This window comes from Ectopseudomonas khazarica (assembly GCF_017915135.1).
In the GTDB taxonomy this organism is placed as follows: Bacteria; Pseudomonadota; Gammaproteobacteria; order Pseudomonadales; family Pseudomonadaceae; genus Aquipseudomonas; species Aquipseudomonas khazarica.
The window spans coordinates 167,314-180,750 of record NZ_CP068551.1; the positions used below are offsets into that span (position 1 = coordinate 167,314).

12 protein-coding genes are annotated in these 13,437 nt (G+C 67.3%); 5 read left to right on the forward strand and 7 right to left on the reverse strand.

Annotated elements, in window-relative coordinates; translation table 11 throughout:
• Positions 1 to 118: 118 nt before the first annotated feature.
• From JLK41_RS00820 to glcD, 6 genes are all read right to left on the reverse strand, one after another.
• Positions 119 to 1,819: an L-lactate permease gene (locus tag JLK41_RS00820; RefSeq protein WP_210390147.1), complete on the reverse strand. Its 1,701-nt coding sequence runs from the start codon at positions 1,817 to 1,819 to the stop codon at positions 119 to 121.
• 268 nt (positions 1,820 to 2,087) lie between these two features.
• Entirely contained in the window at positions 2,088 to 4,265 is a 2,178-nt protein-coding gene (locus JLK41_RS00825; RefSeq protein ID WP_210390148.1) for a malate synthase G, read from the reverse strand.
• A 130-nt stretch (positions 4,266 to 4,395) separates the two neighbouring features.
• The gene (locus tag JLK41_RS00830) at positions 4,396 to 4,794 is read right to left on the reverse strand and encodes a heme-binding protein (RefSeq protein WP_210390149.1); all 399 of its coding nucleotides are present in this window, start codon (positions 4,792 to 4,794) and stop codon (positions 4,396 to 4,398) included.
• A 97-nt stretch (positions 4,795 to 4,891) separates the two neighbouring features.
• Entirely contained in the window at positions 4,892 to 6,109 is a 1,218-nt protein-coding gene (gene glcF, locus JLK41_RS00835) for a glycolate oxidase subunit GlcF (protein ID WP_037057106.1), read from the reverse strand.
• 3 nt (positions 6,110 to 6,112) lie between these two features.
• Entirely contained in the window at positions 6,113 to 7,168 is a 1,056-nt protein-coding gene (gene glcE, locus JLK41_RS00840; RefSeq protein WP_210390150.1) for a glycolate oxidase subunit GlcE, read from the reverse strand.
• A complete protein-coding gene (gene glcD / locus JLK41_RS00845) occupies positions 7,168 to 8,667 on the reverse strand; it encodes a glycolate oxidase subunit GlcD (RefSeq protein WP_037057103.1) in 1,500 nt (499 codons plus the stop codon). Before glcD ends, glcE begins: the two co-directional genes overlap by 1 nt.
• A gap of 237 nt (positions 8,668 to 8,904) precedes the next feature.
• Here glcD and glcC point away from each other — a divergent pair, with 237 nt between their 5' ends.
• Positions 8,905 to 9,678: a transcriptional regulator GlcC gene (gene glcC / locus JLK41_RS00850; protein WP_037057102.1), complete on the forward strand. Its 774-nt coding sequence runs from the start codon at positions 8,905 to 8,907 to the stop codon at positions 9,676 to 9,678.
• A 170-nt stretch (positions 9,679 to 9,848) separates the two neighbouring features.
• Here glcC and flgA read toward each other — a convergent pair whose 3' ends face one another.
• A complete protein-coding gene (gene flgA / locus JLK41_RS00855) occupies positions 9,849 to 10,517 on the reverse strand; it encodes a flagellar basal body P-ring formation chaperone FlgA (RefSeq protein ID WP_047588789.1) in 669 nt (222 codons plus the stop codon).
• A 228-nt stretch (positions 10,518 to 10,745) separates the two neighbouring features.
• Between flgA and flgB the strand changes: the two genes are divergently transcribed.
• The 4 genes from flgB to flgE are packed head-to-tail and all read left to right on the forward strand — an operon-like array spanning position 10,746 to position 13,431.
• The gene (flgB, locus tag JLK41_RS00860) at positions 10,746 to 11,099 is read left to right on the forward strand and encodes a flagellar basal body rod protein FlgB (RefSeq protein WP_037057100.1); all 354 of its coding nucleotides are present in this window, start codon (positions 10,746 to 10,748) and stop codon (positions 11,097 to 11,099) included.
• 2 nt (positions 11,100 to 11,101) lie between these two features.
• On the forward strand, positions 11,102 to 11,530 hold the full coding sequence (gene flgC, locus JLK41_RS00865) for a flagellar basal body rod protein FlgC (RefSeq protein WP_179553105.1): 429 nt from the start codon (positions 11,102 to 11,104) through the stop codon (positions 11,528 to 11,530).
• Positions 11,530 to 12,207 carry a flagellar hook assembly protein FlgD gene (gene flgD, locus JLK41_RS00870; protein WP_210390151.1) on the forward strand — a complete coding sequence of 226 codons (678 nt, stop codon included), beginning with the start codon at positions 11,530 to 11,532 and terminating at the stop codon, positions 12,205 to 12,207. The genes flgC and flgD overlap by 1 nt, the downstream gene beginning before the upstream one ends.
• A 36-nt stretch (positions 12,208 to 12,243) precedes the next feature.
• Positions 12,244 to 13,431, forward strand: a complete 1,188-nt coding sequence (gene flgE, locus JLK41_RS00875) for a flagellar hook protein FlgE (RefSeq protein ID WP_134677584.1) — start codon at positions 12,244 to 12,246, stop codon at positions 13,429 to 13,431.
• Positions 13,432 to 13,437: the final 6 nt, after the last annotated feature.

Consider the following 13,437-nt stretch of genomic DNA (forward strand, 5'->3'; position numbering starts at 1 on the left):
GGTTTTGCGCGAGGCACGCTACCGCAATTGAACGGACGCGCCAAGCGGACAGGCGGTAATCGCCGCCTGCCAGAGGCCAACCAAAGTCGGGTCGTGCCTGGCACGACCCGCGCATGGACTAGCGGCTTGCCAGCAGCGGATCGCTGATACCCATGACGTACATGGTGACCAGCGCGATGCAGCCCGCAGCAGCGAGGTAGTAGAGCGTCGGCAGGATGGTCTTGCGCAGGGTGATGCCTTCGCGTCCCAGCAGGCCGACCGTCGCCGAGGCCGCCACCACGTTGTGGATGGCGATCATGTTGCCCGCCGCAGCGCCCACCGATTGCAGCGCCACCATCATCGCCCCGGACACGCCCAGCAGCTCGGCAGCGTTGAACTGGAACTGCGACAGCATCAGGTTGGACACGGTGTTGGAGCCGGCGATGAACGCGCCCAGGGCACCCACGGCCGGGGCGAAGAACGGATAGACGCCGCCCACGCTGTCGGCCACCAGACGCGCCATGGCCACCGGCATGGAGACCAGGTCGGCGCCATTGACCCCGGAGTTGATCAGGATACGCACCATGGGGATGGTGAAGATCAGCACGAAGCCGGCACCGAGCAGGGTCTTGCTCGACTCGCCGACGGCCGCCTTCAGCTCGGAGAAGCGCATGCGGTGCAGGAAGAAGGTGACCAGCACCACCATGCACAGGATGCCCCCCGGCAGGTACAGCGGCTCGATGGTGCCGGACACGCCGGTCTCACCGAGGATGTCCTTCCAGCCGAAGCTCAGGCTCATCAGCGCGGCCTTGAGTTCGGGGAAGATCCGCGACAGCACCAGGAACACCGCGAGCAGCAGGTACGGCGCCCAGGCCATGGGCACGGAGATCGGCGCCTTGCCGGCCACCTCGTCGAGTTTCATCTCGATCTTGCCCATCCACTCGGCCGGCCAGTCCTTGGCGTCGGCGAAGTCCCAGGTCTCCTTCGGCAGGAGGAAGCCGGCACGGGCTGCCGGTACCACGATGGACAGGCCGACCAGGGCGCCGATCATCGACGGGAATTCCGGGCCGAGGAACACGCCGGCCGCCATGTACGGCAGGGAGAAGCACAGCGCGGTGAAGACGGCGAACGGCGCGATGGCCAGGCCTTCCTTCCAGCTGCGGTTCTTGCCGAAGAAGCGGGTCATGATCATGACCATGATCAGCGGCATCAGCAGGCCGATCACGCCGTGGGTGATGGCCACCCGCGAATAGATCAGGTGGAAGAAGGTCTCCCAGGTGCTGCCGGTGGCCGCCAGCTGTTCGGTGATGCCGCTCCTGTCCAGGCCGGCGCCGACGCCCACCAGGATCGGCGTGCCCACCGCGCCGAAGGACACCGGCGTGGATTGCACCATCATGCCCAGCACCACGGCTGCCAGCGCCGGGAAGCCGAGGGCAACCAGCAGCGGTGCGGCGACGGCGGCCGGGGTGCCGAAGCCGGAGGCCCCTTCGATGAAGCAGCCGAACAGCCAGGCGACGATCAGCGCCTGTACGCGCCGGTCTGGGCTGATGTTGGAGAAGCCACGGCGAATCGCCGCGATACCGCCGGAGTGCTTGAGCGTGTTCAGCAGCAGGATCGCGCCGAAGATGATCCACAGGATCGAGGTGGTGAGGATCAGCCCCTGCAGGCTGGAGGCGATGACCCGGTTGAGGGACATGTCCCAGGCCAGCAGGCCGATCAGGGCGGTCAGGACGAACACCAGCGGCATCGCGTACTTGGCTGGCCAGCGGAAGCCGATCAGCAGCACACCCGCCAGCACCAGCGGCACGAAGGCCAGGATGGACAGCAGCGTTTGACTCATGTGTTGGTTCCTTCTTTTTCTTGTGAACCACGGTTTTCCGGAGATATCCGGCGCCACGCATCTGGAGTGGCCGGGCGCCACGGCACCGACCATTCCGCGAGCAGCGACGCTGGGGATCACCCGCCGTCGCGCTCATGCTCGAAAGCCCCGACGGTCGGAAACCGTCAGGGCCTGTTGCAGCGCCGTGGCGTTCATCCACGGCGCTCAATCATTTTTCAGGAGGGGCTGGGCGGCATCCCGCTGCAGCCGCGTATGGCCCCTCCCACGCTCAGACCTCCTCTTTGAAGCGCAGACGCCAGGCGTGCAGCAGCGGTTCGGTGTAGCCGCTCGGCTGCTCGCGGCCCTTGAACACCAGGTCGCAGGCGGCGCGGAAGGCATGGGACTGCTCGAAACCGGGGGCCATCGGGCGATAGGCGGCGTCGCCGGCGTTCTGCCCGTCGACCACCTGTGCCATGCGTTGCAGCGTCTCGCGCACCTGGGCTTCGCCGACCACGCCGTGATGCAGCCAGTTGGCGATGTGCTGGGCGGAGATCCGCAGCGTGGCGCGGTCTTCCATCAGGCCGACGTTGTGGATATCCGGCACCTTGGAGCAGCCGACGCCTTGCTCGACCCAGCGCACCACGTAACCGAGGATGCCCTGGCAGTTGTTGTCCAGTTCCTGCTGGATGTCGCTGGCGCTCCACGGGCGCTCGGCGCTGACTGGCACGCTGAGCAGGTCGCCCAGCAGGCTGTCGCGCTGGCTGGCCAGGTCGATCAGCTCCAGCTCGGTCTGCACGGCTTGCACGTCCACCTGGTGGTAGTGCAGCGCGTGCAGCACGGCGGCGGTCGGCGAGGGCACCCAGGCGGTGTTGGCACCGGCCTTGGGATGGCCGATCTTCTGTTCGAGCATGGCCGCCATCAGGTCCGGCATGGCCCACATGCCCTTGCCGATCTGCGCCTTGCCGCGCAGGCCGCAGGCCAGGCCGACCAGCACGTTGTTGCGCTCATAGGCCTGGATCCAGGCACTGGACTTCATGTCGCCCTTGCGCAGCATGGCGCCGGCTTCCATGGCCGTGTGCATCTCGTCGCCGGTGCGGTCGAGGAAGCCGGTGTTGATGAAGGCCACGCGGCTGCTGGCGGCCTCGATACAGGCCTTGAGGTTGACGCTGGTGCGGCGCTCCTCGTCCATGATGCCCATCTTCAGGGTGGCTGTAGGCATGCCCAGCAGTTGCTCGACACGGCCGAACAGCTCGTTGGCGAAGGCCACTTCCAGCGGGCCGTGCATCTTCGGCTTGACGATGTAGACGCTGCCGGCGCGCGAGTTGCCGCGACGCTTGAGGTCATGCAGGGCGATCAGGCTGGTCACCACGGCATCGAGGATGCCTTCCGGAATCTCCTGGCCGTCGCCGTCGAGAATCGCCGGGTTGCTCATCAGGTGCCCGACGTTGCGCACGAACAGCAGCGAGCGGCCGTGCAGGGTCAGTTCACCGCCGGCGGCGGCGCTGTAGGTGCGGTCCGGGTTGAGACGGCGGGTGATGCGCTTGCCGCCCTTCTCCAGTTCCTCGGCCAGGTCACCCTTCATCAGGCCCAGCCAGTTGCGGTAGACCACCACCTTGTCGGCGGCGTCGACGGCGGCGACCGAGTCTTCGCAGTCCATGATGGTCGACAGTGCCGCTTCCATCAGCACGTCCTTGACGCCAGCGGCGTCGGTGCGGCCGATGGCGCTGCTGGCGTCGATCTGGATCTCGAAGTGCAGGCCGTTGTTCTTCAGCAGCACGGCGCTCGGCGTGGCGGCCTCGCCCTGGTGGCCGAGGAATTTCTCCGGCTGCGCCAGGGAAGTCTGCTCGCCGCTGCCCAGGGTCACCTGCAGCTGGCCGGCGACCACGGCATAGGCACTGGCGTCGGCGTGCGAGCCCTTGGCCAGCGGCGCGGCCTGGTCGAGGAAGGCACGGGCGAAGGCGATCACCTTGGCGCCGCGTACCTCGTTGTAACCCGGCCCCTTGCTGGCGCCGCCGTCCTCGCTGATCGCGTCGGTGCCGTACAGGGCGTCGTACAGCGAACCCCAGCGGGCGTTGGCGGCGTTCAGCGCGTAGCGGGCGTTCATCACCGGCACCACCAGCTGCGGGCCGGCCTGGCTGGTGATCTCGCTGTCGACGTTGGCGGTGCTGGCCTTGACGGTCTGCGGCTGCGGCAGCAGGTAACCGATGGACTCGAGGAAGGCGCGGTAGGCGGCCATGTCGCGAACCGGGCCGGGGTTGGCGCGATGCCAGGTGTCCAGCTCGGTCTGCAGGCGGTCACGCTCGGCTAGCAGCGCACGGTTGCGCGGTGCCAGGTCGTGTACCAGGGCGTCGAAGCCGCTCCAGAAGGCCGCGGCTTCGATACCGCTGCCGGGCAGCACTTCGTTTTCGATGAACTGCTTGAGCTCGGCGGCTACCTGCAGGCGCTGACATTGCACGCGTTCGGTCATTTTCCTGTTCTCCTGTCTGTCTGCATTCCTCTTTCATCGAAAGAGGAGAGAGGGGCACACCCTCTTCCGGCACTGCGTGCCACCTTCCCCCTGGGGGAGAAGGTCATCCGTTGGCGGCTACGCCGCATGTTCAAAGGGCTGCGATGCCCGCCTTGGCCACCTGCGCGTCCTGTTCGGCCTTGACCCCGGACACGCCCACGGCGCCGACCACCTGGCCCTCGACCACGACCGGCACGCCACCTTCCAGCGAGGTGATCAGCGGGGCACTGATGAAGGCGGTGCGGCCGCCGTTGACCATGTCCTCGTAACCCTTGGTCTCGCGACGGCCGATGGCAGCGCTGCGGGCCTTCTCGGTGGCGATGTAGGCGCCGATCGGCGCGCAGCCGTCGAGGCGCTCCAGGGCGAGCGGGTGGCCGCCGTCATCGACCACGGCGATAGCGACTGCCCAGCCCTGTTGCTGCGCTTCGCTGCGGGCGGCGGCGATGATCTGGCTGACTTCGGTCTGGCTGAGTACGGCTTTGTGTTGCATGACGGACCTCGTGTTCGTGGTTTCGTAGCCCGGATGCAATCCGGGTTCAGGGTGTTGGTTCTCCCGGATTTCATCCGGGCTGCGTTTGCTGTGATGGTCAGCCCATCGCCTCTTCGACGATCTCGATCCAGTGCCGCACCGGCGTGCGCCCGGCGCCGTCCAGGTGGGTCTGGCAACCGATGTTGGCGGTGACGATGGCGTCCGGCTTGCCGCTCTCCAGGGCATTGAGCTTGTTGTCGCGCAGCTGGCGCGACAGCTCCGGCTGGGTCAGCGAATAGGTGCCGGCCGAGCCGCAGCACAGGTGCCCGTCGGGCACCGCGGTGAGGCCGAAGCCCAGGCGGCCGAGCACCGCCTCCACCGCGCCGCCGAGCTTCTGCGCATGCTGCAGGGTGCAGGGGCAATGGAAGGCCAGGCGCTGTTCGGCGCGGACCTGCAACTGCTCCAGGGCTTCGCCCTGCAGCACCTCGACCAGGTCCTTGGCCAGGGCGCTGACCCGCGCCGCCTTGGCCGCGTAGGCCGGGTCGCCGGCGAGCAGGTGGCCGTAGTCCTTGACGAAGGCGCCGCAGCCGCTGGCGGTCTGCACGATGGCTTCGGCGCCGGCTTCGATCGTCGGCCACCAGGCATCGATGTTCTGCCGGGCGCGGTTCAGGCCCGCTTCCTGGGCATTGAGGTGGTAGTCGACGGCGCCGCAGCAGCCGGCCTCGCGGATCGGCGTGACGCTGATGCCGAGACGGTCCAGCACGCGCGCGGTGGCGGCATTGGTATTGGGCGACAGCCCCGGCTGCACGCAGCCTTCGAGCATCAGCACGCGGCGCGTGTGGCGCTCGCTCGGGCGCGGCTTGGCCGGGCGCACTTCACGCGGCAGCTTGGCCTTGAGCGCCGCCGGCAGCAGCGGGCGCAGGGCCAGGCCGGTCTGGGTCAGGGCCTTGAACAGCGCCGGGCGGGGCACCACGGTGCGCAGGCCCTGGCGCAGCAGCTGCTGGTTGAGCGGGCGCGGCACCTGCTGCTCGGCGACTTCGCGACCGATGTCGAGCAGGTTGTGGTACTGCACGCCGGATGGGCAGGTGGTTTCGCAGTTGCGGCAGGTCAGGCAGCGATCCAGGTGCTCCTGGGTCTTGGCGGTGACTTCGCCGCCTTCGAGCATCTGCTTGATCAGGTAGATACGTCCGCGCGGGCCGTCCAGCTCGTCGCCGAGCAGCTGGTAGGTCGGGCAGGTGGCATTGCAGAAGCCGCAGTGCACGCAGGAGCGCAGGATGCGCTCGGCCTCTTCGGCGCGCGGCAGACGCTTGGCTTGTTCACTCAGGTTTGTCTGCACGTCTTATACCTCGGCGTACATGCGGCCAGGGTTGAAGATGCCCTGGGGGTCGAGCTGGTTCTTGAGCTGGCGCTGGTAGCGCAGCAGCGGGGCCGCCAGCGGCTGGAAGGGCTGCTCCTGACCGGCGACGAAGCAGGTGGCATGGCCGCCGGCCTGGGCCAGCGTGCGCTGGATCAGCTCGCCGCTGGCATCGGACTTGAGCCAGCGCTGCGCGCCGCCCCAGTCGATCAGTTGCTGGCCGGGCAGGTCGAGCAGGCCGCTGTTGGTCGGCAGCGACAGGCGCCACAGCGCACCCGTACCGGCGAAGAACGGCAGGCGCTGTTCGCGCAGGTCCAGCCAGTAGGCACTGTCGATCTCGTCGCCACCCAGGCGCTGGCGTGCGGCCTGGACCGAACCCTCACCGCCTTCCAGGCGCAGGTGCAGGGCCTGGCCGTCGTGGCTGGCGGCACTGATCGGCAGCGGCTGCTGGCCCCACTCGGCGAGCTTGTTCAGCGCGTGCCGGACGTCCACCTCGAGGCGCAGGCTGAGTACCTGACGCGGCTTGGGCAGTACCTTGAGCGACACTTCGGCGAGCAGGCCGAGGCAGCCGAAGCTGCCGGCCAGCAAGCGCGACAGGTCGTAGCCGGCGACGTTCTTCATCACCTCGCCACCGAAGCGCAGCAGCTTGCCCTGACCGGTGATCACGCGGGTGCCCAGCACCTGGTCGCGCACCGATCCGGCCCAGGGCCGGCGCGGGCCGGACAGGCCGCTGGCGACCATGCCGCCGAGGGTGGCGCCGTTGCCCAGGTGCGGCGGTTCGCACGGCAGCATCTGCTGGTTGGCGTCCAGCGCCGCCTCGATCTCGCTCAAGGGGGTGCCGGCACGGGCGGTCAGCACCAGCTCGGTCGGGTCGTAGCTGACGATGCCCCGGTGGGTGCGGGTGTCGAGCACCTCGCCGGTGGTGGCCCGGCCCAGATGGGCCTTGCTGCCGCTGCCCTGGATGCGCAGCGGCGTGGCACTGTTGAGTGCGTGGTTGACCTGTTCCAGCAACGCGGCGCTGGCATCGAAATCATGCGACATCAGAAGCGCTCCAGTTCCGGGAAGGGCAGTTGGCCGTGGTGCACGTGCATGGAGCCGAACTCGGCACAGCGGTGCAGGGTGGGGATGTTCTTGCCCGGATTGAGCAGGCCTGCCGGGTCGAACGCGGCCTTCACGGCGTGGAACAGGGTGATCTCGTCGCTGTTGAACTGCGCGCACATCTGGTTGATCTTCTCGCGCCCGACGCCGTGTTCGCCGGTGATGTTGCCGCCGACCTTGACGCACAGTTCGAGGATCTTGCCGCCGACGGCCTCGGCCCGTTCCAGCTCGCCGGGCACGTTGGCATCGAAGAGGATCAGCGGGTGCATGTTGCCGTCGCCGGCATGGAACACGTTGGCCACGCGCAGGCCGTACTCCTCGGAGAGTTCGGCGATGCCGCGCAGGACCCCGGGCAGTTCGCGGCGCGGGATGGTGCCGTCCATGCAGTAGTAGTCCGGCGAGATGCGCCCGACCGCCGGGAAGGCGTTCTTGCGTCCGGCCCAGAACTTCACGCGCTCGGCTTCGTCGCGGGCCAGGCGCACTTCGGTGGCGCCGGCCTTCTGCAGCACCTCGCCGACGCGCTCGCAGTCGTCGGCCACGTCGGCCTCGACGCCGTCGAGCTCGCACAGCAGGATGGCTTCGGCGTCTACCGGGTAGCCGGCGTGGATGAAGTCTTCCGCAGCGCGGATGGCCAGGTTGTCCATCATCTCCAGCCCGCCGGGGATGATGCCGGCGGCGATGATGTCGCCCACGGCGCGGCCGGCCTTTTCCACCGAGTCGAAGGCCGCCAGCAGCACCTTGGCCACCTGCGGTTTCGGCAGCAGCTTGACGGTCACCTCGGTGACGATGCCGAGCATGCCCTCGGAGCCGGTGAACAGTGCCAGCAGGTCGAAACCGGGCGCGTCCAGGGCATCGCTGCCGAGGGTCATGAACTCGCCTTCGACGGTGAGGATTTCCACCTTGAGCAGGTTGTGCACGGTCAGGCCGTATTTCAGGCAGTGCACGCCACCGGCGTTCTCGGCGACGTTGCCACCGATGGAGCAGGCGATCTGCGAGGAGGGGTCCGGGGCGTAGTAGAGGTCGAACGGCGCCGCCGCCTGCGAGATCGCCAGGTTGCGTACGCCCGGTTGCACACGGGCGAAGCGCCCTTCGCGGTTGATCTCGAGAATCTGGTTGAAGCGCGCCATCACCAGCAGGATGCCCTGCTCCAGTGGCAGGGCACCGCCGGACAGGCCGGTGCCGGCACCACGGGCGACCACCGGGACGTTGCGGGCGTAGCACAGCTGCAGCAACTGCTGCACCTGCTCGATGCGCTCGGGCAACACCACCAGCATGGGGGTGGTGCGATAGGCGGACAGGCCATCGCACTCGTAAGGCTTGAGGTCCTCGCGGGTATGGAGGATGTCGAGGTCGGGCAGACGCTGCTGCAATTCCGCCAGCAGGGCGGCCTTGTCGACCTTGGGCAGCGCGCCGTCGACGCGCTCGTCGTACAGAATGCTCATGGCAGGCTCAATCGTGAACGTTGTTTTTATGGGCGGTCATGCTGCGACCATGGGCCGCATATTCAGCTTGCGTTCGCTTGCCAGTCCACCGTCTTCCCTGCTGGTAGGACCAGTTTCTTTCTCCAGGCTTTCACACCAACATGGCTAAAGCGCTTATTCTCTAGCGCCCTGCTGGCCGATCCGGGGTGGATCGAACTGCGCTGTAGAACTGGTACGACCAGTTGTGATGAGGACGAAATGGACGCGAATCTGAACGCCGCACGACGGCAGGTGAGTGACGTGGTGGCCGAGCGCATCGAGCGCCTGATCGTCGATGGCGTGCTCAAGGTGGGGCAGCCGCTGCCGTCGGAGCGGCGCCTGTGCGAGAAACTGGGCATCTCCCGCTCGGCGCTGCGCGAGGGGCTCAAGGTGCTGCGCGGGCGCGGCATCATCGAGACCGCCCAGGGGCGAGATTCGCGCGTGGCCAAGCTCAGCGGTGAGCGCGATGCCAGCCCGCTGATGCACCTGTTCAATTCGCAGCCGCGCACGCTCTACGACCTGCTGGAGGTGCGCGGCCTGCTCGAAGGGGAGTCGGCGCGGCTGGCGGCGCTGCGTGGCACCGAGGCGGACTTCGTCCTGCTGACCCGGCGCTACGAGGAGATGCTCGCCGCGCATACCCAGGAGAACCCGGTCGACCCGCGCGAGCATGCGCGCCTCGACCATGCCTTCCACCTGGCGATCTGCGAGGCCTCGCACAACCCGGTGCTGGTGCACACCCTGCAATCGCTCACCGACCTGATGCTCAGCACCGTGTTCGCCTCGGTGAACAACCTGTATCACCGGCCGGCGCAGAAACGGCAGATCGACCGGCAGCACGCGCGTCTCTACCACGCGGTGCTCGAGCGCCTGCCGGAGCAGGCCCAGCGCGCCGCACGCGACCATATCAACAGCATCCGCGACAACCTGCGCGACATCGAGCAGGAGGAGCAGCGCCTGGTGCGCGCGACCATGCGCCTGGAAGGCTGGACATGAGCGTCGAGCCGCCAGCTTCGAGCGGCCAGTAGAAGCCAGCGTCTGGTCGCGGTTGCCGTAGGGTTCGTTGCGCCGCAGCAGGCATTTCAACACGGCACGCCAGGCGGCTGACCCACCCCGCAGCCGTTCGCGAGCTGCTTTCGACTTGCCGCCTGGGGCTTGTCGCCGCGCTACCTGAAGGTGCTGGTGACCACGCCTTCTTCCACCACCTGGGCCTCGATCACCTTCTGGCTGCCGAGGTTGCGCACGCGGATCACCTCGCCCTCGCGACCATTGGCCAGCGCCTCGCCGGTGGCCGAGGCGGAGATGCCGTCCTGGCTGGCGACGATGCTCACCTGCTGGCCACGACGCACCAGCAGCGGCGCGCTGAGCAGGTTCGGTGCGATCAGCTGGCCGGCGCGGATGCGCCGCTTGGCGCCCTGGCCGACGACCTCGTCGACGTCGGCGTAGAAACCGCGCGACGCCTTGCCGATGTTCACTTCCTGCAACTGCAGGTGGTCGCGGGTGATGGTCTGGCCGCGCTCGATCACCCGTGCCGCATGCACGGTCGGCAGGAACACGCTGGCCTGAACCAGGGCAGTGAGCGTCCAGCCGGGGGCATCCGCGCAGCTCAGTTGCAGACGCTGGCGTGACAGCGGTGACGGGTCGTCGCTGCTGGCGCTCAGTTGCAACGCCTGGGTGCAGGCCGGCAACCGTTCGGCATTGCCCAGCAGGCTGATGTCGAGGCTGTGGCGTTGCCCGTGCCAGGCCTGGCGCCTGGCCTCCTCGGCGAGCCGCTGCTGCATGTGCGCGGCGATCGCCTGATCGATCTGGACAGCCGCCTCATCCGTAGCGGCCATGGTCGCGAGTGGCCCCAGCGCGAGGAGGAAAAGCAGCGACGCGCAGGCGGAAAAAGCCTTTCCGCTTTTCCTCTCGGCGCCGCGCCGATGCGGAAAGAGGGCGACGCCAAGGCGCTCGATAGATCTTGAAAAGTCCTGATAAATCAATGTGCTGCAGCTCTTCATGGGGTTGGGCACGCTTTGTGCTCAAGGCATCTCGGCACAACCTTGGGTTAAGGGTAGCGGTGAATGAGTATACGGATTGATGACGTGGTGGGGCTGCATTCGCGGGCGATCGAGCTGCGCATGCAACGCAGCGAGATTCTCGCCGCCAACCTGGCCAACGAAGACACGCCGGGCTTCCTCGCCCGTGACATCGACTTCGCCGGTGAGATGCAGCGCCTCGACCCGCAGCAGGCCTTTGCGGCCAGCAGCGCCGACCTCAAGTACCGCGTGCCGACCCAGCCGTCGCAGGACGGCAACAGCGTCGAGCTGAGTGTGGAACAGGCCGCGTTCTCCAAGAACAGCATGGACTTCCAGACCAGCCTGACCTTTCTCAGCATGAAATTCCGCGGCCTGAAGCAGGCCATCGAGGGACGCTGACCATGGCTTTCGATTCCATCTACCGCATCGCCGGCTCGTCGATGAACGCGCAGACCGTGCGCCTCAACACCGTGGCCAGCAACCTGGCCAACGCCGACTCGGCGGCGGCCAGCGCCGACGCCGTGTACCAGGCGCGCAAGCCGGTGTTCGCCGCCGTCTACAACAACGACCAGATGACCCGCAGCGTGGGCATGGGCGGCGCCCATGTGCAGGTGCTCGACGTGGTCACGGCCGGGCGCGAGCCGGTGCGCCGCTACGAACCGGACAACCCGCTGGCCGATGATCAGGGCTACGTGTTCTACGCCGACATCGACCAGATCGAAGAGATGACCGACATGATGTCGGCCACCCGCAGCTTCGAGACCAGTGTCGAAGTCCTCAACCGCCTGAAGAGCATGCAGCAGGGCCTGCTCAAGCTCGGAGAATCCTGATGGCCGTGGTCAGCAACGACAAGCAGAACAGCAGCGCCTATGGCATCGACGAGGCGGTGAAGCAGGCGGTCAACGTCAGCGACGCGGCGCAGCTGGAGAACAACTTCCTCACCCTGATGGTCGCGCAGATCCAGAACCAGGACCCGACCAAGCCGGTGGACAGCACCGAGTTCCTCAACCAGTTCGCCGCCATGAGCCAGGTCAAGAGCCTGGAAAACATGGCCTCGCTGAGCAAGAGCAACCTGGTCCTGCTGGACAACCTGCAGACCCTCACCGCCGCGGGCCTGGTCGGCCAGGAAGTGAAGGTGGCGACCGAGCAGCTGGAGCTGGGCGAGGACGCCATCAACGGCGAGATCAACCTGGAGCATGCCGCCGGCAAGCTGACCCTGACGCTGACCGACAGCAACGGCGTGAAGAAGGATATCGACCTCGGCTCCCAGGCGCCGGGTCGCGTGCCCTTCGCGCTGGACCCGCAGGCACTCGGCTTGGCACCGGGGCGCTACCAGGTCGAGGTCAACAGCGACAGTGGCGAGTACCCCAAGGTCGAGGTGGCCGGGCGTGTCACCCAGGTGCGCGTCAGCGCCGAAGGCCCGGTGCTGGACGTCATCGGCGTCGGCTCCGTGCCCTTCTACAACATCACCGAATTCGGCCAGACGCAGACCGCCGGTCTGCTCTGATCCCTCTCATCCGCTTCCTTCAAGGGTCCTGTCGCCATGAGTTTCAACATCGCCATGACCGGCCTCAGCGCCGTCAACGAACAGCTCAACACCATCAGCCATAACATCGCCAACGCCGGCACCACCGGCTTCAAATCGTCGCGCACCGAGTTCGGCAGCATCTACGCCGACAGCCAGGCGATGGGCGTGGAAGTGCTGGCCACCACGCAGAGCATCAGCCAGGGCGGTTCCCTGGTGACCACCGGGCGCAGCCTGGACCTGGCCATCTCCGGCGGCGGCTTCTTCGTCACCCGCGATACCAACGGCGACCTGAGCTATACCCGCGCCGGCGTGTTCGGCGCCGACAAGAACAACTTCATCGTCAATGCCGCCGGGCAGACCCTGCAGGGCTACCCGGTGGATGCCGCCGGCAACCTGCTGGTCGGGGCCATGGGCGACCTGCAACTGCAGAACGCCAACCTGCCGGCTCGCGCCACCGACACCCTGGCGTTCGTCATGAACCTGGACTCCAACGAGGCGGTCCCGGCCACCGCGCCCTTCGACGTGGCGGACGTGAACACCTACAACTCCACCTACACTACCAAGGTGTTCGACTCCCAGGGCAAGGAACACACCCTGACCCAGTACTTCGTCAAGACCGCCGCCAATGACTGGGAGGCGTACTACTACGCCGATGGCGCCGCCGTCGGTGGCCCGCAGGCGCTGAACTTCGGCACCAACGGCACGCTCGCCGCACCGGCCGGCCCGGTCAACGTCGGCTTCCCGCTGCCGGGCGTCGACCCCATGGCCATCGCTATCGACTACAGCAACTCCAGCCAGTACGGCTCCGACTTCGTCGTCACCACCAACCGCGCCAGCGGTTATGCGGCAGGCGAGCAGACCGGCCTGTCGGTGGAGAAGGACGGCATGGTCTACGCCAACTACAGCAACGGCCAGCGCATGCTGCAGGGCCAGGTGGCGCTGGCCACCTTCGCCAACACCGGCGGCCTGAAGAACATCAGCGGCACCGCCTGGGTGGAGACCGCCGAGTCCGGCGCGGCGCTGATCGGCGTGCCGGGTGTCGGCCCCTTCGGCGAACTGGCCGCCGGTTCCCTGGAGAACTCCAACGTCGACCTGACCCAGCAACTGGTGGGCCTGATGGAGGGCCAGCGCAACTACCAGGCCAACACCAAGGTGCTGACCACCAATAAGGAACTCACCCAAGTGCTGTTCGGCGCGATCTGAGGCTGA